Origin of the sequence: Paracoccus sp. S3-43 (genome assembly GCF_029027965.1) — a bacterium.
Classification (GTDB): domain Bacteria; phylum Pseudomonadota; class Alphaproteobacteria; order Rhodobacterales; family Rhodobacteraceae; genus Paracoccus.
Genome location: NZ_CP119082.1, coordinates 2,894,655 through 2,914,218, shown reverse-complemented (window position 1 = coordinate 2,914,218; position 19,564 = coordinate 2,894,655). Strand labels below are relative to the sequence as shown.

22 protein-coding genes are annotated in these 19,564 nt (G+C 68.3%); 13 read left to right on the top strand and 9 right to left on the bottom strand.

The features are described from left to right. The first annotated feature begins 256 nt into the window (after positions 1–256). The 7 genes from uvrC to PXD02_RS15055 all read left to right on the top strand — a co-directional run bounded on the left by uvrC (position 257) and on the right by PXD02_RS15055 (position 6,137). Positions 257–2,119 (top strand): excinuclease ABC subunit UvrC, encoded by a 1,863-nt coding sequence (gene uvrC / locus PXD02_RS15085; protein WP_275106448.1) that lies wholly within the window; start codon positions 257–259, stop codon positions 2,117–2,119. Positions 2,120–2,379: 260 nt separating this feature from the next. Further along, complete coding sequence (locus tag PXD02_RS15080) at positions 2,380–2,757, top strand: hypothetical protein (protein WP_275104648.1); 378 nt, start codon at positions 2,380–2,382, stop codon at positions 2,755–2,757. Positions 2,758–2,838: 81 nt separating this feature from the next. Continuing rightward, positions 2,839–3,474: a CDP-diacylglycerol--glycerol-3-phosphate 3-phosphatidyltransferase gene (gene pgsA, locus PXD02_RS15075; protein WP_275104647.1), complete on the top strand. Its 636-nt coding sequence runs from the start codon at positions 2,839–2,841 to the stop codon at positions 3,472–3,474. After that, complete coding sequence (moaD, locus tag PXD02_RS15070) at positions 3,464–3,715, top strand: molybdopterin converting factor subunit 1 (protein ID WP_275104646.1); 252 nt, start codon at positions 3,464–3,466, stop codon at positions 3,713–3,715. Before pgsA ends, moaD begins: the two co-directional genes overlap by 11 nt. 3 nt (positions 3,716–3,718) lie before the next feature. Further along, a complete protein-coding gene (locus PXD02_RS15065) occupies positions 3,719–4,153 on the top strand; it encodes a molybdenum cofactor biosynthesis protein MoaE (protein ID WP_275104645.1) in 435 nt (144 codons plus the stop codon). A gap of 40 nt (positions 4,154–4,193) precedes the next feature. Next, complete coding sequence (locus PXD02_RS15060; RefSeq protein WP_275104644.1) at positions 4,194–4,700, top strand: hypothetical protein; 507 nt, start codon at positions 4,194–4,196, stop codon at positions 4,698–4,700. Positions 4,701–4,766: 66 nt separating this feature from the next. Next, positions 4,767–6,137 (top strand): glutamate--cysteine ligase, encoded by a 1,371-nt coding sequence (locus PXD02_RS15055; protein WP_275104643.1) that lies wholly within the window; start codon positions 4,767–4,769, stop codon positions 6,135–6,137. A 39-nt stretch (positions 6,138–6,176) separates the two neighbouring features. Here the strand turns inward: PXD02_RS15055 and PXD02_RS15050 are convergent, their stop codons facing one another. Further along, positions 6,177–7,226: a glycerophosphodiester phosphodiesterase family protein gene (locus PXD02_RS15050; RefSeq protein ID WP_275104642.1), complete on the bottom strand. Its 1,050-nt coding sequence runs from the start codon at positions 7,224–7,226 to the stop codon at positions 6,177–6,179. Between the two features lie 240 nt (positions 7,227–7,466). Between PXD02_RS15050 and PXD02_RS15045 the strand changes: the two genes are divergently transcribed. Further along, positions 7,467–7,859 (top strand): hypothetical protein, encoded by a 393-nt coding sequence (locus PXD02_RS15045; protein WP_275104641.1) that lies wholly within the window; start codon positions 7,467–7,469, stop codon positions 7,857–7,859. On the opposite strand, the gene plsY is transcribed toward PXD02_RS15045, so the two are convergent. From plsY to ccmI, 6 genes are read right to left on the bottom strand one after another with little or no spacing between them, the layout of a single operon-like run. Beyond that, positions 7,856–8,434, bottom strand: coding sequence for a glycerol-3-phosphate 1-O-acyltransferase PlsY (plsY, locus tag PXD02_RS15040; RefSeq protein ID WP_275104640.1), 579 nt, complete (start codon positions 8,432–8,434; stop codon positions 7,856–7,858). The genes PXD02_RS15045 and plsY overlap by 4 nt on opposite strands. Further along, on the bottom strand, positions 8,431–9,705 hold the full coding sequence (pyrC, locus tag PXD02_RS15035) for a dihydroorotase (RefSeq protein ID WP_275104639.1): 1,275 nt from the start codon (positions 9,703–9,705) through the stop codon (positions 8,431–8,433). Before pyrC ends, plsY begins: the two co-directional genes overlap by 4 nt. After that, positions 9,702–10,664, bottom strand: coding sequence for an aspartate carbamoyltransferase catalytic subunit (locus tag PXD02_RS15030; protein ID WP_275104637.1), 963 nt, complete (start codon positions 10,662–10,664; stop codon positions 9,702–9,704). The genes pyrC and PXD02_RS15030 overlap by 4 nt, the downstream gene beginning before the upstream one ends. Positions 10,665–10,724: 60 nt before the next feature. Continuing rightward, a complete protein-coding gene (locus PXD02_RS15025; RefSeq protein WP_275104636.1) occupies positions 10,725–10,892 on the bottom strand; it encodes a DUF1289 domain-containing protein in 168 nt (55 codons plus the stop codon). Beyond that, positions 10,889–11,359, bottom strand: a complete 471-nt coding sequence (ruvX, locus tag PXD02_RS15020; RefSeq protein ID WP_275104635.1) for a Holliday junction resolvase RuvX — start codon at positions 11,357–11,359, stop codon at positions 10,889–10,891. Before ruvX ends, PXD02_RS15025 begins: the two co-directional genes overlap by 4 nt. Beyond that, complete coding sequence (gene ccmI, locus PXD02_RS15015) at positions 11,356–12,567, bottom strand: c-type cytochrome biogenesis protein CcmI (RefSeq protein ID WP_275104634.1); 1,212 nt, start codon at positions 12,565–12,567, stop codon at positions 11,356–11,358. The genes ruvX and ccmI overlap by 4 nt, the downstream gene beginning before the upstream one ends. Before the next feature lie 201 nt (positions 12,568–12,768). Here ccmI and PXD02_RS15010 point away from each other — a divergent pair, with 201 nt between their 5' ends. From PXD02_RS15010 to der, 5 genes are all read left to right on the top strand, one after another. Beyond that, a complete protein-coding gene (locus PXD02_RS15010) occupies positions 12,769–12,987 on the top strand; it encodes a hypothetical protein (RefSeq protein WP_275104633.1) in 219 nt (72 codons plus the stop codon). Positions 12,988–13,165: 178 nt separating this feature from the next. Continuing rightward, positions 13,166–13,765: a superoxide dismutase gene (locus PXD02_RS15005; protein ID WP_275104632.1), complete on the top strand. Its 600-nt coding sequence runs from the start codon at positions 13,166–13,168 to the stop codon at positions 13,763–13,765. Positions 13,766–13,889: 124 nt separating this feature from the next. Beyond that, the gene (locus PXD02_RS15000; protein ID WP_275104631.1) at positions 13,890–14,558 is read left to right on the top strand and encodes a hypothetical protein; all 669 of its coding nucleotides are present in this window, start codon (positions 13,890–13,892) and stop codon (positions 14,556–14,558) included. Positions 14,559–14,596: 38 nt separating this feature from the next. Beyond that, positions 14,597–15,922 (top strand): PQQ-like beta-propeller repeat protein, encoded by a 1,326-nt coding sequence (locus tag PXD02_RS14995; protein ID WP_275104630.1) that lies wholly within the window; start codon positions 14,597–14,599, stop codon positions 15,920–15,922. Then, a complete protein-coding gene (gene der, locus PXD02_RS14990; RefSeq protein WP_275104629.1) occupies positions 15,919–17,403 on the top strand; it encodes a ribosome biogenesis GTPase Der in 1,485 nt (494 codons plus the stop codon). Before PXD02_RS14995 ends, der begins: the two co-directional genes overlap by 4 nt. Before the next feature lie 47 nt (positions 17,404–17,450). On the opposite strand, the gene PXD02_RS14985 is transcribed toward der, so the two are convergent. Both PXD02_RS14985 and serS read right to left on the bottom strand, forming a co-directional pair. Next, positions 17,451–18,188 (bottom strand): hypothetical protein, encoded by a 738-nt coding sequence (locus PXD02_RS14985; RefSeq protein WP_275104628.1) that lies wholly within the window; start codon positions 18,186–18,188, stop codon positions 17,451–17,453. Positions 18,189–18,270: 82 nt separating this feature from the next. Beyond that, a complete protein-coding gene (gene serS / locus PXD02_RS14980; protein ID WP_275104627.1) occupies positions 18,271–19,563 on the bottom strand; it encodes a serine--tRNA ligase in 1,293 nt (430 codons plus the stop codon). Between the last annotated feature and the right edge of the window lies 1 nt (position 19,564).

The window sequence follows — 19,564 nt, the reverse complement described above, 5'->3', positions numbered from 1 at the left end:
TTCGGTAAGCAAGGGCCTGAAACTGCGCAAGTTTCCTTGCATGAAGGCGGCAGGATAAAGTTTTCTCATGAAATCAGACCCTTGAAAATTTGCTTAAAACATAGGCAAGGTCACGGTTTTGTAACGATTGCTGGACGGGACGGTCCTGCCTCACAGGACTCTCACAGAGTTATCCACAGCGGCGGTGGACAGCTTTGATCTTGTCATCGCGCCCAGGAACTTGCAGCCCGCGACGGGAATCACTTTGTTGACGGACATGACCCAAGGCACGCCCCCCAAGACCGGCCACGCGCTGATCCAGGACTATCTGCGCCAGCTGGACCGCAGCCCCGGCGTCTATCGGATGCTGGATGCGCAGGGCGGGGTCTTGTATGTCGGCAAGGCGCGGGATCTGCGCGCGCGGGTGTCGAACTATGCCCGGCCGTCGGGGCATTCGGCGCGGATCGCCCGGATGATCCGCGAGACCTGCTCGATGATGTTCCTGACCACGCGCACGGAAACCGAGGCGCTGCTGCTGGAACAGAACCTGATCAAGCAGTTGAAGCCGCGCTATAACGTGCTGCTGCGCGACGACAAGTCCTTTCCCAATATCCTGGTGGCCAAGTCCCACGCCTTCCCGCAGATCAAGAAGCATCGCGGGGCGAAGTCCGAGAAGGGCGATTACTACGGCCCCTTCGCCAGCGCGGGGGCGGTGAACCGGACCCTGACGCAGTTGCAGCGGGTGTTCCTGCTGCGCAACTGCACCGACGCGACCTTCGAATCGCGCACCCGGCCCTGCCTGCTGTTCCAGATCAAGCGGTGCAGCGCGCCCTGCGTGGGCCGGATCAGCGAAGCCGACTATGGCGCGCTCGTGTCGGACGCCGAGCGCTTCCTGCAAGGCAAGACCACCGTCATCCAGGCGAACCTGGCCCGCGACATGGCGGCGGCGGCGGAAAACATGGAATACGAACGCGCCGCCGCCCTGCGCGACCGGATCAAGGCGCTGACCGCCGTGCAGTCGGTCCAGGCGATCAACCCCAAGCGCGTGGCCGAGGCCGATATCGTCGCCCTGCACATGGACAGCGGCCAGGCCTGCGTGCAGGTCTTCTTCATCCGCGGCAACCAGAGCTGGGGCAACCGCGACTTCTATCCGCGCCTGGGCGGCGTCGAATCCCCGGCCGAGGTGATGCAGGCCTTCCTGTTGCAATTCTATGACGACAAGCCGCCGCCCCGGATGATCCTGCTGTCGCACACGCCGGACGAACCCGCCCTGACCCAGCAGGTTCTGTCCGAACGCGCCGCCCGCCGCGTCGTCATCGGCGTCCCCCGGCGGGGCGAGAAGTTCGAGCTTGTGGAAAACGCCCTGCGCAACGCCCGCGAAAGCCTGGCCCGACGCATGTCCGAAAGCGCCGCGCAACTGCGCCTGCTGGACGGCGTGGGCGCGGCCTTCGACCTGCCCGCCCCTCCGCGCCGGATCGAGGTCTATGACAACAGCCACATCATGGGCACCAATGCCGTGGGCGGGATGATCGTCGCCGGGCCGGAAGGCTATATCAAAAGCCAGTATCGCAAGTTCAACATCAAGGGCACCGAGATCACGCCGGGCGACGATTTCGGCATGATGAAAGAGGTTCTGTCGCGCCGCTTCACCCGTCTGCTGAAAGAGGATCCCGACCGCCAGACGGAGGCCTGGCCCGACCTGCTGCTGATCGACGGCGGGGCAGGGCAGGTGGCCGCCGTGGACGGCATCCTGGCGGAACTGGGGGTCGAGGATATTCCCATCGTCGGCGTCGCCAAGGGCATCGACCGCGACCAGGGCAAAGAGGAATTCCACCGCCCCGGCCGCCCGCCCTTCGCCCTGCGCATGAACGACCCGGTCCTGTATTTCATCCAGCGCCTGCGGGACGAGGCGCATCGCTGGGCCATCGGCACCCACCGCGCCAAGCGCGCCAAGTCGGTGATGGCCAATCCCCTGGACGAGATCGCGGGAATCGGCGCGGCCCGCAAGCGCGCGCTGCTGGCCCATTTCGGCAGCGCCAAGGCCGTCAGCCGCGCCGGCCTGGCCGATCTGCAGGCGGTCGAGGGAATCTCGGCCGCGATGGCGCAGAAGGTCCATGACCATTTCAACGCCCGCGGCTGATGCCGCGGCGCGGAAATCGGCAAATACCGACCGGATTCCTGTAGAATGATTTCCTGAAGTTCGGCGCGGCTTTGGAATACCGGATCGGCGACATTGATCCGTCATCCGTTTTTACAAGATATTACAGTGACTTGAGGAGGAAGCCGATATTCGCGCGGTGCAGCGTCGGCGCGGGCAGCTGGCCGCACGGTAGGAAATTACCGCTGCGCTGACGCAAGGTCACGCTAAGGTTGTGACTTGCTCAACCCAAGGAGGCCCTCATGCCCCGCGTGCTAGAACACAGCATCGCCGACTCACGGACCCCTGCTTTCGATCTGCCGAAGTCCTTCGACACTGATGACTGGGACGAGTTCAAACCCCATCTGACCCGGCTGGAGGCCGTGGTCACGGACAACTACATCTCGGGCAGCGATCCGGTGCTTTGCGTGCGCGACCGGGACGGTCGCAACTGGACGGTCGAACTGGCCAGCCGCGCCCGCAACACCGAAATCGGCCTGACCGACAGCGCCGCGCTGCCGGGCGATCCGGTGCGGGTCATCGGCCGCCGCACCCGCCATTTCGGGGAACAGCGCATCAAGGCGGTCCACCTGACCATCGCCGACCGCCCGTTCGAGCTTTATCCCGGCGCCCTGGGCTGACCGGCGGGATCGACCGGGGGGCGGCGCATTTCGGCGCGCCGCCCCTTCCAAAGCGCGGCGGCAACGACTAGCCTGCGGTTCATGCGCTGGACCGTCCCCAATATCCTGACCCTGCTTCGGCTGATCGCGGCCCCCGCCGTGCCGCTGATGTTTCTGTATTTCAGCCGCCCCTTCGCGGATTGGGCGGCGCTGGCGCTGTTCCTGCTGGCCGCAGCGACCGACTGGTTCGACGGTTATCTGGCGCGAAGCTGGCAGCAGGAAAGCCGCTTCGGCGCGGCCATGGATCCCATCGCCGACAAGGCCATGGTGGTGATCGCCATCGTCGTCATCACCGGCTATTCCGGGATGAACCCCTGGCTGATCCTGCCCGCCACGCTGATCCTGTTCCGAGAGGTCTTCGTGTCCGGCCTGCGCGAATTCCTGGGCGGCAATGCGCGCCTGCTGAAGGTGACGAAGCTGGCCAAGTGGAAGACCACGACGCAGATGGTCGCCATCTCGGTCCTGTTCCTGGGGACCGGGCTGGCCTATGTCCAGCATGGCCGCCCGCCGCTGGTGGGGGAAACGCGGCTGCCCTGGTTCTCGTCCTCCTGGGCGGATCTGGCGACGCAGGGCGGGCTGCTGCTGATCTGGATCGCGGCGCTTCTGACCGCCTGGACCGGCTGGGATTATTTCGTGAAGGCGCGCCCCTATCTGCGCGAACCGGGCCATGACGCTTGACGTGCTGTATTTCGCCTGGCTGCGCGAACGCATCGGCCAGCCGCGCGAGCGGATCGACACCGGCGCCGCCACCGTCCGCGAGTTGATCGCCGACCTGGCCGCCCGCGACGACTGGCACGCGGCGGCCTTCGCCGACCTGGCCGCCGTCCGCTGCGCCGTGGACCAGCAGCTTGCCGATCTGGACGCCCCCCTCGCGGCCGCCCGAGAGGTCGCGTTCTTCCCGCCGATGACCGGGGGCTGACCCATGTCGGCCCGCGTCCAGACCGCGCCCTTCGACCTGGCCGCTGAGCTGGCGGGCTTCGGCGCGGGCGCGGGGGCCGTGGTCACCTTCACCGGCATCGTGCGCGACGACACCGGCACCATGGCCGCGCTGGAGATCGAGCATTACCCCGCCATGACCGAACGGGCGCTGTCGGATTACGGCGCGGAAGCCGCCGCCCGCTTCGGCCTCCTCGACTGGCGGATCCTCCATCGCCACGGGCGGCTGGCGGTGGGAGAGCCGATCATGATGGTCGCCACCGCCGCCCGCCACCGCGCCGCCGCCTTCCAGGCCGCCGACTACCTGATGGACTGGCTGAAATCCCGCGCCCCCTTCTGGAAGCGGGAAATCGGCCATGACGGCGCTGCCCGCTGGGTCGATGCCAAACCCAGCGACGAAGATGCCCTGTCGCGATGGTAGGCTTCTTCTTCACTCAAATATCCCTGCTCGCTTGCCGCCCATGATCCGGTCCGATCTTCGCGCCTGGGCGGCCCGCCGGTCCGAGGCCCTGGTGGCCGGCGCGATCCTGCTGGCGGGCCTGTGGCTGGCCCTGCGCGGCGGCTGGTTCTTCGCGGCGCTTGGCGGGCTGGTCCTGCTGGTCGGCCTGTCCCTGCTGATCGGCGCCATCCGCAGGCTGCCCTTCCGCCGCCAGATCGCCGCCCCCGGCGTGGTCGAGGTGGACGAGGGCGCCATCCGCTATTACGGCGCGGCCGTCCTGGGCGGAGAGATCGCCCTGCGCGATCTGGTGGAAATCCGCCTGCTGCGGCTGAAGGGTCACGGCCACTGGCGGCTGCGCAGCGCCAATGGCGAGGCGCTGCTGGTCCCCGTGGACGCGGCTGGGGCCGAGGCCCTGGCCCATGCCTTCACCGCCCTGCCGGGGCTGGACATGGGAACCGTCTCCGCCGCCCTGGCCCATGTCGCCGACCAGCCGGATGCCGTGCGCACCGTTTGGCGGAGGGCCGGTTGAGGCGGGTTGACTTGGACAACGCCGCGCGTCACCTGTGACCGGCAACGTCTCGAAAGGCCCCGCCTCATGTCGATACCACAACAGGGCGGAGGCCCGATCGAAAGCCGCGACCAGCTTGCCGCCTATATCGCCAGCGGCGAAAAGCCCCGCGACGCCTGGCGCATCGGCACCGAGCACGAGAAGTTCGGCTATGACAAGGCGAACCTGCTGCCCTTGCCCTATGACGGCACCTGTTCCATCCAGGCGATGCTGACCGGCCTTCGGGATCGCTTCGGCTGGACCCCGGTCATGGAACAGGACAAGCTGATCGGCCTGGAACGCGACGGCGCCAATATCAGCCTGGAGCCGGGCGGCCAATTGGAACTGTCGGGCGCGCCGCTGGAGACCATCCACCAGACCTGCGACGAGGTGAATCAGCACCTGGCCGAGGTAAAGGAGGTCGCCGACCGCATCGGCGCGGGCTTCATCGGCTTGGGCGCGGCGCCGATCTGGTCCCAGGACCAGATGCCGATGATGCCCAAGGGGCGTTATCGGCTGATGACCGATTACATGGACCGGGTCGGCACGCTGGGCAAGCAGATGATGTATCGGACCTGCACCGTGCAGGTGAACCTGGATTTCGGCAGCGAAGCCGACATGGTGCGGAAGATGCGCGTGGCGCTGTCGCTGCAACCCGTCGCCAATGCGCTGTTCGCCAATTCGCCCTTCCTGGACGGCAAGCCCAACGGCTGGAAAAGCTGGCGCGCGCATATCTGGCAGAACCTGGACGCGGCGCGGACGGGGATGCTGCCCTTCGTCTTCCAGGACGGGTTCGGCTATGACGCTTGGGTCGATTACGTCCTGAACGTGCCGATGTATTTCGTCTATCGCGACGGCAAGTATATCGACGCGCTCGGCCAGTCCTTCCGCGATTTCCTGAACGGCCGCCTGCCCGCCCTGCCGGGCGAGGTGCCGACCCTGTCGGACTGGGCCGACCACATGACCACCGTCTTCCCCGAGGCCCGGGTCAAGAAATACATCGAGATGCGCGGCGCCGACGGCGGTCCCTGGCGCCGCCTGTGCGCGCTGCCCGCGCTGTGGGTCGGGCTGATCTATGACCAGACCGCGCTGGATGCCGCCTGGGATCTGGTCAAGGGCTGGGACGACGAGACCCGCGAATCCTGGCGGCGCGAGGCGGGGATCCACGCGCTCGACGCGCAGGTGGGCGGCACCCGGATGCTGGATCTGGCCCGGCAGGTGCTGGAAATCGCCGAGCAGGGCCTGAAGAACCGCGCCCGCGCCGGTGCCGGCGGGATGGTCCCGGACGAGACGCATTTCCTGAACGCGCTGAAGGAAAGCGTGGACAGCGGCAAGGTCATGGCCGACGAACTGCTGGAGAAATACCACGGCGACTGGGCGGGCGACCTGACCCAGATCTATCGCGAATATTCGTATTGAAAGGCGCCGGAACCCCGGCGCCTTTCTTTGCGGATACGATCAGGCGGCTTTCTTGCGGCGGCGCAGCAGCGCCAGACCGCCCAGGCCCGCCAGCAGCAGGGGCGCGGCAGCCGGCAGCGGCACCGGTGCGGGCTGCTGGGCGTCGACGACCGCACGGCCGAAATCGGTATAGTCGGTGAAGAATCCGTCCAGGCCCCAGTTCAGCATCGGTTCGATCATCGCGAAGGCCTGCTCCTCGCTCAGCGGGCGGAAGGTATAGGCGTGGACCTTCAGGCCCAGGTCATGCGCGGCCTTGATGAAGGCCTCGGTGATGCCGCCATAGCTGACGCCGACGCCATCGGCGACCTTGGCCAGATCCGCCAGCGAGACGCCGCCGACGCTGTAGACATCGTCCAAAAGCGAGACCGAACCCAGTTGGGCCAGTTCGGCCTCCATGCCGTTTTCGCCAAGCAGGCGGTCCAGTTCAAGGATCGACTTGTTGTCGAAGGATTGCAGGATGACCTTGTCGGCAGCGGCGGTATAGCCCTTGTCCTTCAGGGTCTTGATGATGGCCGCGTCCTTCACCGCGTCGAACGGAGCCTTCGATTCCGGGTAGATGCCGATGCTGGTGCCGTTGGCGGTGTTATAGGCCGTCAGATAGTCCAGAACCTCCTCGAAGGTCGGAACCTTGTAGGGATCGGCCATGCTGGGCGTGAAGTCCTTGTGCGGGTTCTTGTCGCCCGACAGCGCGCCGGTCGGCTTGACCGTCAGCGTCTTGATCTCGGCCAGGGTGAAATCGCCGACGCTGTAGCTGCTGCGGTCGGGGAAAAGGTCGCGCACGTCGGTGGTGCGGCTCAGCGTGCCGTCGTGCATCGCAACCAGATGACCGTCCTTGGTCAGTTGCAGGTCCGGTTCGATATAGTCGGCGCCCAGCTTGATGGCGAGCTCATAGCCGCCCAGCGTTTCCTCGGGCAGATAGCCGCTGGCGCCGCGATGGGCGACGACGAGCGGCGCCTCTCCGGTCAGGGTGTTGTAGCTGGCCGCATGGGCCGCGGGGGCAAGGGCGGCGAATGCCGAAAAGGCCGCGATGGCGGCGAACCGTAGGGTCATGACAAAATCCCGATATTTGATCATTACGTCCGCGGGGCCGGATGGCGCGCGGTCCCGGCAGTCTGTTCATAATGGTTAACGCTTCTGCGACACTTCTGTTTTATTTCGATAAAAATCTCTGGTTCCAGGGCGGGCGGCGCGGCGCACGACAATATGAAGGGCTGGCGTCTTGCGCGGCAGCCGCGCCGGTGGCAGGGCAGGGGGCGAACCGGAAAGGGGCGGGCGATGAAGGCGGACGGGATGGTTTGGGTGCAGCGCGTCGTGGGCGCGGTCTTCGCGGTGGGCGTCGTGGCGCTGATCGGGGCCGTCGTCACCCAGGTGGGCCAGGCCGAGGGTTGGCCGCCGCTGCCGATCTTTGTCGGTCTGCTGGGGATCGTGGTTCTGCTGCTGTTTTCGGCGGGATGCCTTGCGCTGATCTCGGTCGCGATCTCGGCCCGGCGCGGGGCCGACGCGCTGCGCCGCCTCGCCGGGCAGGGCCTGTCCGCCCCCGTTCCAGTCGCTGCCCCCGCCGCCGCTCCGGCCCGCCCGTTCAGCCAGCCGCCGCTGCGCGAGGCTGCCGGCGAACCGCAGCCGGAACCCGCGCCCGCCCGGCCCGCCCGTCCGGCGGGCCGGACCCTGGTGGCCGAACGCTAGCCCTTGCGGCCGATCCGCGGCTCGGTCCCGTCCAGCAGGCGGGCGATGTTCGGGCGGTGGCGAAGAAAGATCAGCACCGCCATGAACAGGCTGACGGCGATCAGCTCGGTGCGCCCCATCGCCCAGGCAAAGACCGGCGACAGTGCGGCGGCCAGCAGCGCCGAGAGGCTGCTGATGCGGCTGACGGCTGCGGTCAGCAGCCAGACCCCGCAGGCGATCAGGCCCAGCGGCCAGTGCAGCGCGATCAGCGTGCCCAGGAAGGTCGCGACCCCCTTGCCGCCCCTGAAGCCCAGCCAGACCGGGAAGCAATGGCCCAGGAAGGCCGCGCCCCCCGCCAGCATCGCCGCCGTGTCGCCGCCCAGATGCCGCGCGGCCAGCACCGCGATGGCGCCCTTGCCGGAATCCAGCAGCAGCGTCGCCAGCGCCGCGGGCTTGTTGCCGGTGCGCAGGACGTTGGTCGCGCCGATATTGCCCGACCCGATCTTGCGCAGGTCGCCCAGGCCCAGGGCGCGCGCGATCACCAGCCCGAAGGGGATGGATCCCAGCAGATAGCCGAAGATCGTCCACAAGATCATGGCGCACCCCCGAACACGCGCCGACCGGCCACCCAGGTGCCCAGGACGCGGCCCTCCAGACGCGCGCCGTCGAAGGGGGTGTTCTTCGATTTCGACAGCAGCGTGAAGCGGTCCAGCACGAAGGGCGCGTCCGGGTCGAACAGCACCAGATCGGCGGGGGCGCCTTTCGACAGCCGCCCGCCCGGCAGGCCCAGCCGTTTCGCCGGGTTCAGCGACATCGCCCGCCACAGTTGCGGCAGCGACAGCCCGCCCTGATGATACAGCCGCATCGCGGCGGGCAGCAGGGTCTGCAACCCGACGGCGCCGGGGGCGGCGGCCTCGAAGGGCAGGCGCTTGGATTCCTCGTCCTGAGGCGTGTGGAAGCTGGCGATCACGTCGATCAGCCCGTCCGCCACGGCCTGGACCATGGCCAGCCGGTCATCCTCGGACCGCAGGGGGGGCGTGAAGCGGAAAAAGGTGCGATAGTCGCCCACATCGTATTCGTTCAGCGTCAGGTGGTGGATCGAGATCCCCGCCGTCACGTCCAGCCCCGCGTCCCGCGCGCGGCGCAGGGCGGGCAGGGCGCGGGCGGTGGTGATCTGGTCGGCGTGCCAGCGGCAGCCGGTCATCGCCGCAAGCGCAAGGTCGCGGTCCAGTCCGATCACCTCGGCCATGGGCGAAACGGCGGGGATGCCATAGATCGAGGCGAACTTGCCGCTGGTCGCCGCCGTCCCGCGCGACAGGCCCGCATCCTGCGGATGGCCGACGATCAGCGCGCCCAGGCCCCGCGCATAGGTCATGCAGCGCGACAAGAGGCGCGTATCCGCCACCTGCCGCACGCCGTCGGTGAAGGCCACCGCGCCGGCATCGGTCAGAAAGCCGATCTCGACCATCTCGCGCCCCTCGCGGACCTTGGTCAGGGCGGCCATGTGGCGGATGTTGACCGGGGCGTCGGCCGCGCGGCGGGTCACGAATTCCAGCGATTCCGGCGTGTCGATGGGCGGCATCGTGTCGGGACGCGCGATGATGGTGGTCACGCCCCCCGCCGCCGCCGCAAGCCCCGCGCTGCGGAAGGATTCCTTATGCCGCTCTCCCGGCTCGCCGATCTTGACGCCCCAGTCGATGATGCCGGGCGCCAAGGCGCGGCCGTCGCATTCGATGACGGCGGCGCCTTCGGGGGCAGGGGCGTCGATGCCCTCGATCACGCCGTCGCGGACCAGCAGGCTGCCGGGGGCATCAGACTGCGCCTCGGGGTCGATCAGGCGGGCGTTGGTGAAGACTGTCGCGCTCATACCATCACCCCCGCCGCCTTGCGGCCGCGTTCGGCGCGCAGGTTCCGCGCCAGCAGGTCCAGCGCCGCCATGCGCACCGCCACGCCCATCTCCACCTGGTCCTGGATCACCGAGCGGTTGATGTCGTCGGCGAGGGTGCCGTCGATCTCTACCCCCCGGTTCATCGGGCCGGGATGCATGACGATGGCGTCGGGCGCGGCCAAGGCCAGCTTCTCGGCGTCCAGCCCCCAGCGGTGGTAATATTCTCGTTCGGACGGGATGAAGCCGCCGTCCATGCGTTCCTTCTGAAGCCGCAGCATCATCACCACGTCGGCGCCCCTCAGCCCTTCGCGCATGTCCTCGAACAGTTCGACGCCCATCTCGCCCGCCCCAGTTGGCATCAGGGTGGCGGGGCCGATCAGCCGCAAGCGGTTTTCCATCTTGCCCAGCAGCAGCAGGTTCGACCGGGCCACCCGGCTGTTGGCGATGTCGCCGCAGATGGCGATGGTCAGCCGGTGCAGCCGCCCCTTGGCGCGGCGGATGGTCAGCGCGTCCAGCAGCGCCTGGGTCGGGTGTTCGTGCCGCCCGTCGCCCGCATTGACGACCGCGCAATTCACCTTTTCCGCCAGCAGGTTGACCGCGCCGCTGTTCGGGTGGCGCACCACCAGCAGGTCGGGCTGCATCGCGTTCAGCGTCAGCGCCGTGTCGATCAGCGTCTCGCCCTTCTTCACGCTGGAATGCGCGACGGCCATGTTCATCACATCCGCCCCCAGCCGCTTGCCCGCCAGTTCGAAACTGGCCTGGGTGCGGGTCGAGTTCTCGAAGAACATGTTGATCTGGGTCATCCCCTGCAACGCGTCGGAATGCTTGACCGTGCGGCGGTTGAGGGCCACGTAATCCTCGGCCAGATCCAGAAGCGTGACGATCTCGGGCGGGGCAAGGTGGTCGATGCCAAGCAGGTGGCGGGCGCGAAAGGTCATGGCGGGCCTTTTGGTCGGGGTCGCGTTTCTATCGCAGATGCCCCGCCATGCGGCAAGCGGTCAGCCCAGCCGGACCCGCCGGGCGGGCAATTCGGCCATGATCCGGCGCCGGTCGTCATCGGGCAGCGATCCCCAGGCTGCGATTTCATCCAGTGTCCGCAGGCAGCCGGTGCAAAGCCCGGATGCGGGGTCGATCACGCAGACCTTGATGCAGGGGGATTCGATCATCGCGCCAGATAGCCCAGCCGGTCGAGCGCGCCTTGCAGGATGTATCCCGCCGCCACCTGGTCGATCACCTCGGCCCGTCGCTTGCGGGACGTGTCGGCCTCCAGCAACGCGCGTTCGGCGGCCACCGTGGACAGGCGTTCGTCCCAGAAGCCGATGGGCAATTCGGTCAGCCGTTCCAGGTTGCGGGCGAAGGCGCGGGTGGATTGGGCGCGCGGGCCTTCGCTGCCATCCATGTTGCGCGGCAGGCCCAGGATCAGGCCGACCAGCCCGCGATCCCCGGCAATCGCCAGCAGTTCCGCCGCGTCCAGCGTGAATTTCCGCCGCCGGATCACCGTCAGGGGGGATGCCACCTGCCGCAGCCCGTCGCTGACCGCGACGCCGATGGTCTTGGTGCCCAGATCCAGCCCGGCGATGCCGCCGGCCAGAGGCAGGGAAGCGGCGAAATCGGCAATCTCGGGGTGGATCATTCGGCAAGCCCCGACTGGACGGCGGCCTGGCGCACGATCTCCAGCGCCTCGGGCTGGGCGGCGAAGCGGGTCTGCGCCTCGGTCCAGATCTCGCGGGCGTGGTCCGTGTCGCCGATCACCACCAGCGAGGAAATCAGCCGCGCCCATTCCTCGGGCGTGCCGCCCTGCTGGGCCAGCCGGGCTTCCAGTTGCGACACCATCCCGGCGATCATCTGCTGGCGATCTTCGGGGCTCATGTCTTCGGCCGCGGCCATCGCATCGGCATCGGGGCCGGGCATCGCGGCGGGCGGCACATAGTCGGGCTGGCCCGCCAGCCAGGCCAGATCGGCGATGGCGGCGCGGATCGGCGCGATCCAGGGGGCATCCTCGGGGCCTTCCTCCAGCAGGCGGCGCCAGATCGGGAAGGCGCGGTCGGGGCGGTCGTTCTGCAATTGCAGCATCCCCAGCAGGTAGCGGCCCTGCGGATCGTGCGGGTCGGCTTGCAGGGCGCGGGTCAGAACGGCCTCGGCCTCGGGGGTGATGACGCCGCCCGCCGCCTCGATCATCAGCGCCGACAGGCGCACCAGGTCCGGGGCCGTGACCTGATCGCCGCGCAGATCCACCAGCCGCTGCTGCGCCTGCCGGGCGGCGGCGAAATTGCCCAGCCGGATCTCGTTCTGGACCAGCAGCGCCAGGCCCTGCGGATCGTCGGGGTTGCGGGCTACGGCCTCGCGCAGCTGGTCGATCAGGGCGGCGAAATCCTGGGGCACTTCGGGCACCATGGGGGCGGGGGCCCTGGCCTCGGCCTCGGCCTGGCTGGGGCGGTTTTCATAGACCCGCTGGGATTCGGCGATGCGCTGCATGATCGGCAGGTCGCCGCGCCCCGGCTGACCCTCGCGCAGATACAGGGCCACCGCCCCCGCGAACAGGACCGCCAGGATGGCCAGGGCCAGAGGCCCGCGTCCGGCCGCGCCGCCCGCTGCGGCCTGGGACAGGCGGCGGTCGGCGTCCAGAACCTTGCGCCCGATCTCGGTCCGCAGGCGGGCGGCATCCTCGGGCGCGATCACGCCGCGTTCCAGGTCGCGTTCGACCTCTTGCAGCTGGTCGCGATAGACGCGCAGGTCGAAGGCCGCCGCCGGTTGCGCGGCATGGGCGCGCCCCCGCAGCAGCGGGGCCATGATGGCAAGGCCCACGGCACCCGTCAGCGCGGCGCAGATGATCCAGAACATGCCACCCCCTGTGTTCGGCCCTGTCTTTTAGGGTGCTTTGGTCCCGACGAAAAGCGTCAGCCTGTCGCATTCCCGTGCCGGGCGGCGCAATCGGCGGTGCGGCGGATCGGCTACAAGTCCGCGCGCCGGCAATTCCGCGGGAACCGGAAGGGCCCCGCTCTCATTGTCCGGGTATCAAAAGGTTGACCGAAAGGGAACAGAATGGCCGAGCCGAACAGCAATCGCATGTATATCATCATCGGTGCCATCGTCGTTGTGGTGGCGTTGTTGTTCTTCTTCATGTCGGGCAGCGAGACCGCCACGGACGCCACCCCGGATGCGGCGGTGACGACCCCGGCCGATCCTGCCGTGGACGGCGCCGTCGATGTCGAGCCTGCCGACACCGCCACCACGCCCGCCACGCCGGCACCCGCCAACTGACCGTGTCGGCCCGAAGGGGCCTCTCATTCCGGCCCGAATATCCCGCAGCGGTCCGGGGGACGTGAAGTCCCCCGGCTTGCGTCGTTCCGCAGGAACCCGCCGGTTCCCCTTGCGTTGATCCGCCGAATGCGGGACTGTGCGCCCGACCATCGCCCAACCCCTTACGAAAGGACAGAAAATGGCTTTCACGCTTCCCGATCTTCCCTATGCGCATGACGCACTGGCCGAAGGCGGCATGTCCAGGGAAACGCTGGAATACCACCACGACAAGCACCACAAGGCCTATGTCGACAAGCTGAACGAGCTGGTCGCCGGGACCGAATGGGACGGCAAGTCGCTGGAGGATATCGTCAAGGGCACCTACCAGAAGGGCGCCGTGGCGCAGAACGGCATCTTCAACAACGCCAGCCAGCACTGGAACCACACGCAGTTCTGGGAATGGATGACCCCCAGGCCCGGCGCGATCCCGTCGGAACTGGAAAAGGCGATCACCGAATCCTTCGGCTCGGTCGACGATTTCAAGAAGAAGTTCACCGAGGCCGGTGTCGGCCAGTTCGGTTCGGGCTGGGCCTGGCTGGTCAGGAACGCCGATGGCAAGCTGGAGGTGACCAAGACCGAAAACGGCGTGAACCCGCTGGTCTCGGGCCAGACCGCGCTGCTGGGCGTCGATGTGTGGGAACACAGCTATTATATCGACTTCCGCAACGCCCGTCCGAAATACCTGGAAAACTTCCTCGACAATCTGGTGAACTGGGAAAACGTCGCCTCGCGGCTGTGAGCCCCGCCCTGACGGATGCGAAGGCCCGGCACAGCGCCGGGCCTTTTTCGTGGCGCAAGGCGGCATTGGCTTTCCGCCTCGCGCCGGTATAAGACAGGGCGCAGGAAAGCTGCGGAAGACGGGCATGGCCAACCAGAACGACAATTTCATCGACGAGGTTTTCGACGACCTGCGCCGGGAACGCCTGTTCCGGCTGTTCCGTCGCTGGGGCTGGGTCGCGGGGTTGGTGATCCTGGGCATCGTCGCGGGCGTGGTCTGGCGCGAATACAGCCAGGCGCGCGACCAGGCGCAGGCCCGCGCCTGGGGCGACGCGATCCTTGCGGCCGAGGCGTCGGGCGATCCGGCGGCGATCATGCAGGTCGATCCGCAGGGCGCCGAATCCCGCCGCGTCCTGGCCGCGCTGATCGCGGCCTCGGAATGGTCCGAACGCGGCGGCAGCGATGCCGCGGCCGATGCGCTGCGCGATGTCGCGGGCGACGCGGCGGCGGGCACGGTCCTGCACGACCTTGCGGAACTGAAGCTGGTGATGCTGCAAGGCGACCGGATGGACCCCGCTCAGCGCGACGAGATCCTGTCGCGCCTGTCGCGCGCGGGCGCGCCGTTCGAGCTGCTGGCCCTTGAACAGAAGGCCGTCGCCCTGATCGGCGCGGGTCGGCCAGACGATGCGGTCAACCTGATCCGTCAGATCCAAGACAAGGACGGCCTGTCCGAGGCCTTGCGCCTACGCCTGTCCGAGATGATGATCGCCCTGGGCGTCGAACCCGAACCGTCCGAGAACATGCCCGCCGGCTGATGGCCCGGCCAATGAACGATACGAGGGAGAGGCGAGGAATGACCGCCACGCTGCGACTGACCCTGGCCCTGGCGGCCACGCTGGGCCTGGTGGCCTGCGGCGAACGCGACACGATCCTGCCGGGGCAGCGGCTGGACCCGCTGGCCGTGACCTCGCCCGACGGTCCCGCGGTGGAAGCCCCGGCGCCCGTCGCCTCGACCGCGCTGCGGCTGACGGCGCCCGTGACCAATGGCGAATGGACCCATCGCGCGGGCAATGCCGCGCATCAGCCGGGCCATCTGGCGGTGGGCGCGGGGACGAACCGCCTCTGGACCGCGACCATCGGCCAGGGCAGCGACAAGCGCCACCGCATCAGCGCCGATCCGGTGGTGGGCGGCGGGCTGGTCTTTACCCTGGACAGCCGCACCCGCGTGACGGCGACCACCACCGGCGGCGCCATCGCTTGGACCAGCGACATCGCCCCGGCCCTGGAAACGCGCGAGAGCGTGTCGGGCGGCGGCCTCGCCTATGAGGGCGGGCGGGTCTATGCGACCGGCGGCTTCGGCGAGCTGGTGGCGCTGGACGCGGCCTCGGGGCGGGTGTTGTGGCGGCAGCGGGTCGATGCGCCGATCGGCGGCGGTCCTGCGGTGCAGAACGGCGTCGTCTATGTCCTGGGCCGCAACGACATCGGCTGGGCGGTGCGCGCCGCCGATGGCAAGGTGCTGTGGCAGACCTCGGGGACGCCCTCGACGGCGGGGGTGATGGGGGTGTCGGTCCCGGCGGTGCAGGGCGATAGGGTGATCTTTCCCTTCGCTTCCGGCCAGCTGCTGGCCGCCGACCGGGACACCGGGGCGACCTTGTGGACGGCGCAGATCGGCGGGATGCGCATCGGCCGGGCCATCGCCAATATCCGCGACGTGACCGGCGATCCGGTGATCGCGGGCAATGTGGTCTATGGCGGCACCTCCTCGGGGCGCATCAACGCCGTGGACCTGGACAGCGGCATCCAGGCCTGGTCGGCGCGCGACGGCGCCAACAGCCCGGTCGTGGTGGCGGGCGGGTCGGTCTTTGCCGTGAACGACGAGGCCGAGCTGATCCGCCTGGACGCCGCGACCGGCGGGGTGATCTGGCGTGTCCCCATGCCCTATTACACCACGCAGAAGATCAAGCGGCAGGACCGCATCCATGCCCATTTCGGCCCGGTCCTGGCGGGCGGGCGGCTGTTCGTCGTCTCCTCGGACGGGGTGATGCGGGTGTTCGATCCGAATTCCGGCAGCCTTGTCGGCCAGGCGCAGATCCCCGGAGGAGCCGCCGCCGCCCCCGCCGTCGCGGGCCAGACGATCTATGTCGTCTCGCGCAGCGGCCAGCTGCACGCGTTCCGATGACATTCACGCTCGCCATCGTCGGCCGTCCCAATGTCGGCAAATCGACCCTGTTCAACCGGCTGGTCGGCAAGAAGCTGGCTTTGGTCGATGACCAGCCGGGCGTCACCCGCGACCTGCGCGAGGGTGCCGCGCGTCTTGGCGACCTGCGCTTCGTGGTGATCGACAGCGCCGGCCTGGAAATGGCCGAGGATGACAGCCTGCAAGGCCGGATGCGCCGCCTGACCGAACGCGCCGTCGACGAGGCCGATATCTGCCTGTTCGTGATCGACGCCCGCGTGGGAGTCACGGCGGCGGACGAATATTTCGCCGAGATCCTGCGCCGCCGCGCCAGGCATGTCATCGTCGCCGCCAACAAGGCCGAGGGTCGCGCGGGCGAATCCGGCGCGATGGAGGCTTACGCCCTGGGCCTGGGCGAGCCGCTGCGCATCAGCGCCGAACATGGCGAGGGGATGGACGACCTGTATCGTGCCCTGGTCCCTCTGGCCGACCGGATCGAGGCCGAACGCCCCGCCCCCGTCGCCGCCGAGACCGATGTGGATCTGTCCGACGAGGATGCCGAGACCGGCGAGGGCGCCGAGGATTGGCGCCCCTCCGCCGCGCGTCCGCTGCAACTGGCGGTGATCGGGCGGCCCAATGCGGGCAAGTCCACGCTGATCAACAAGATCATCGGCGAGGATCGGCTGCTGACCGGGCCCGAGGCCGGGATCACCCGCGATTCGATCAGCGTCGGCACGGAATTCATGGGCACGCCCATGCGCATCTTCGACACCGCCGGGATGCGCAAGCGCGCCAAGGTCACCGACAAGGTCGAAAAGCTGTCCGTGGCCGACGGTCTGCGCGCCGTCCGCTTTGCCGAGGTGGTGGTGGTCCTGCTGGACGTGGCGATCCCGTTTGAACAGCAGGATCTGCGGATCGCCGATTTCGCCGAAACCGAGGGCCGCGCGGTCGTGGTGGCCGCGAACAAGTGGGATCTGGAGGATGACAAGCCCCAGAAGCTGAACGAACTGCGCGCGAACTTCGAGAAGCTGCTGCCGCAGTTGAAGGGCGCGCCGCTGGTCACGGTCTCGGCCCGCACGGGCAAGGGGCTGGACCGGCTGCATTCCGCGATCCTGAAGGCGCATGAGGTCTGGAACCGCCGCATTTCCACCGCGCGGCTGAACCAGTGGCTTTCGGCGATGACCGAAAGCCATCCGCCCCCCGCGCCGGGCGGACGGCGGATCCGGCTGCGCTATATGACGCAGGTCAAGACCCGGCCCCCGGCCTTCGTGGTCAAGGCCACCCATACCGACAAGCTGCCCGACAGCTATCAGCGCTATCTGGTGAACGGGCTGCGGGCCGATTTCGACATGCCCGGCACGCCGATCCGGCTGTTCTTCCGCGACCAGGGGGGCGACAACCCCTTCAAGGAAAAGGCCAGCAAGATCAGCCAGTCGGGCGCGCTGTCCAAGCACAAGAACCGGCAGAAGCCCAAGGAGGGCTAGGTCACCGCGCGCACCAGCATGACTTAAGTCGCCGCGCACAGCACGACCTAAGTCGCCGCGCGCACCAGCACGACGCCCATGCCCGATATGCCGATGATCGCGGCCAGGGCCACGCCGGGGCTGCTGCCCATGGTGGTCACCGCCACCGCGCAGAAGGCCCAGATCATCGCCAGCGAAAAGCCCAAGCTGCCGTCCAGCCGTTCCTGCGCGACCATGCCGATCACCGCGCCGGGCAGGATCGCCAGGATCGCCGTCTGCGAGGTGGTCAGCGACAGGGGTGCGCCGATCAGCGTGGCAAGGGTCGCGGTGCCAAGCGCAAGGCTCCAGCCCGCCAGGAACCCTAGGGCCGGGCGGTGCTGGCCGCACGCGCGGATGGCCCCGAACAGCGCCGCTGTCAGCATCAGCAGCGCCCCCAGCGTGGCAAGCGGCTTGTGAACGCCCACCAGCCAGGGCCAGACCGCCCCCCCGATCAGGCCCAGGCTGAGCGGCAGCCAGGCCCGAGGAGAGCCCCGGTCCGAGGGAGCCAGGTATTGGCCGATGGCGTCCGCCAGCAGCATCAGCCACAGCGTCACGAGCAGCGCCCACATCAGCAGGTTCTGCGGCTGGACATAGAGTTGCGGCAGGGTGACCGTGGGAAGCACGCGGGCCAGGTCCAGCGGGCCATCGGTCAGGGTCTGGGGCCGGATCGGCGCGGCAAGCTGGATGGCGGGGCGGCCCAAGGTCGCCAGCGTCAGGCCGCTGGCCACAAAGACCGTCACCGAACCCAGATAAAGGATCTCTGCCACGCGCGCCATGACTGCCAACGCGGCGATCGGCGGGCCAGTTTCGGGGCAAGCCGCCCCGAATGCAGATTCCGCATCCTGCCTGTCAGACCAGCCTGCCGTCCGCCCCCAGCCGCGTCGCCCCGCCCAGATAGGGGTGCAGCGCGACGGGCAGCAGGACCGAGCCATCCGCCTGCTGGCCGTTTTCCAAGACCGCGATCAGCGTGCGGCCCACCGCCAGGCCCGATCCGTTCAGCGTATGGACGAATTCCGGCTTGCCGGTCTTGTCGGACCGATAGCGCGCGTTCATCCGCCGCGCCTGGAAATCGCCGCAGTAACTGACGCTGCTGATCTCGCGATACTTGTTCTGGCCCGGCAGCCAGACCTCCAGGTCATGGGTGATGCGGGCGCCGAACCCCATGTCGCCGGTGCAAAGCACGATGGTGCGATAGGGCAGATCCAGAGCCTCCAGCACCGCTTCCGCGCAGCGGGTCATGCGGTCGTGTTCCGCCACCCCGGTTTCGGCATCGGTGATCGAGACCATCTCGACCTTCTCGAACTGGTGCTGGCGCAGCATCCCGGTGGTGTCGCGGCCGGCGCTGCCGGCCTCGGACCGGAAACATTGGCTGTGGGCGACCATGCGGCGGGGCAGGCTGGCATGGTCCACCAGATCGCCGTGGACGGTATTGGTCAGCGTGACCTCCGAGGTGGGGATCAGCCAATAGCCCTCGCGGGTCAGATAGCTGTCCTCGCCGAATTTCGGCAGTTGCCCGGTGCCGACCATCATGGTTTCCAGCACCAGGACCGGGGTCCAGGTTTCCTGCAAGCCGTGCTGCGTCACATGCAGATCCAGCATGAACTGCGCCAGGGCGCGATGGATGCGGGCCACGCCGCCCTTCAGCACCACGAAGCGGCTGCCCGACAGCTTGGCCGCCGTTTCGAAATCCATGCCGGGGCGGACGCCCGCGATCTCGAAATGCTCGACGGGGGTGAAGTCGAAAGGGCGCGGAGTGCCCCAGCGGCGCAGTTCGACATTGTCGGATTCATCGCGGCCATCGGGCACGCTGTCCAGCGGCAGGTTCGGGATCTCCATCAGTAGGTCGCGCAACCGGCCGTCCAGCAGCGAGGCCTCGGCCTGCAACTTGGTCACGTCGGATTTCTTTTCCGCGACCAGGGCGCGCAGGCGGTCGAATTCGGCATCGTCGCCGCGCGCCTTGGCGGCGCCCACGTCCTTGCTGGCGCGGTTCTGGTCGGCCTGGGCGGTCTCGGCCGCGACGATCCGGGCGCGGCGGTCGGCGTCCAGCGACAGGATGCGGTCGGACATCGGCGCAAGCCCGCGCCGCGACAGGGCGGCGTCGAAGGCTGCGGGATTGTCCCGGATGGCACGGATGTCATGCATG

Bases quoted from the DNA above. Each gene is read 5' to 3' on its own strand.
- uvrC (WP_275106448.1), top strand. From the start codon at position 257: ATGACCCAAGGCACGCCCCCCAAGACCGGCCACGCGCTGATCCAGGAC.
- PXD02_RS15080 (WP_275104648.1), top strand. From the start codon at position 2,380: ATGCCCCGCGTGCTAGAACACAGCATCGCCGACTCACGGACCCCTGCT.
- pgsA (WP_275104647.1), top strand. From the start codon at position 2,839: ATGCGCTGGACCGTCCCCAATATCCTGACCCTGCTTCGGCTGATCGCG.
- moaD (WP_275104646.1), top strand. From the start codon at position 3,464: ATGACGCTTGACGTGCTGTATTTCGCCTGGCTGCGCGAACGCATCGGC.
- PXD02_RS15065 (WP_275104645.1), top strand. From the start codon at position 3,719: ATGTCGGCCCGCGTCCAGACCGCGCCCTTCGACCTGGCCGCTGAGCTG.
- PXD02_RS15060 (WP_275104644.1), top strand. From the start codon at position 4,194: ATGATCCGGTCCGATCTTCGCGCCTGGGCGGCCCGCCGGTCCGAGGCC.
- PXD02_RS15055 (WP_275104643.1), top strand. From the start codon at position 4,767: ATGTCGATACCACAACAGGGCGGAGGCCCGATCGAAAGCCGCGACCAG.
- PXD02_RS15050 (WP_275104642.1), bottom strand. From the start codon at position 7,226: ATGACCCTACGGTTCGCCGCCATCGCGGCCTTTTCGGCATTCGCCGCC.
- PXD02_RS15045 (WP_275104641.1), top strand. From the start codon at position 7,467: ATGGTTTGGGTGCAGCGCGTCGTGGGCGCGGTCTTCGCGGTGGGCGTC.
- plsY (WP_275104640.1), bottom strand. From the start codon at position 8,434: ATGATCTTGTGGACGATCTTCGGCTATCTGCTGGGATCCATCCCCTTC.
- pyrC (WP_275104639.1), bottom strand. From the start codon at position 9,705: ATGAGCGCGACAGTCTTCACCAACGCCCGCCTGATCGACCCCGAGGCG.
- PXD02_RS15030 (WP_275104637.1), bottom strand. From the start codon at position 10,664: ATGACCTTTCGCGCCCGCCACCTGCTTGGCATCGACCACCTTGCCCCG.
- PXD02_RS15025 (WP_275104636.1), bottom strand. From the start codon at position 10,892: ATGATCGAATCCCCCTGCATCAAGGTCTGCGTGATCGACCCCGCATCC.
- ruvX (WP_275104635.1), bottom strand. From the start codon at position 11,359: ATGATCCACCCCGAGATTGCCGATTTCGCCGCTTCCCTGCCTCTGGCC.
- ccmI (WP_275104634.1), bottom strand. From the start codon at position 12,567: ATGTTCTGGATCATCTGCGCCGCGCTGACGGGTGCCGTGGGCCTTGCC.
- PXD02_RS15010 (WP_275104633.1), top strand. From the start codon at position 12,769: ATGGCCGAGCCGAACAGCAATCGCATGTATATCATCATCGGTGCCATC.
- PXD02_RS15005 (WP_275104632.1), top strand. From the start codon at position 13,166: ATGGCTTTCACGCTTCCCGATCTTCCCTATGCGCATGACGCACTGGCC.
- PXD02_RS15000 (WP_275104631.1), top strand. From the start codon at position 13,890: ATGGCCAACCAGAACGACAATTTCATCGACGAGGTTTTCGACGACCTG.
- PXD02_RS14995 (WP_275104630.1), top strand. From the start codon at position 14,597: ATGACCGCCACGCTGCGACTGACCCTGGCCCTGGCGGCCACGCTGGGC.
- der (WP_275104629.1), top strand. From the start codon at position 15,919: ATGACATTCACGCTCGCCATCGTCGGCCGTCCCAATGTCGGCAAATCG.
- serS (WP_275104627.1), bottom strand. From the start codon at position 19,563: ATGCATGACATCCGTGCCATCCGGGACAATCCCGCAGCCTTCGACGCC.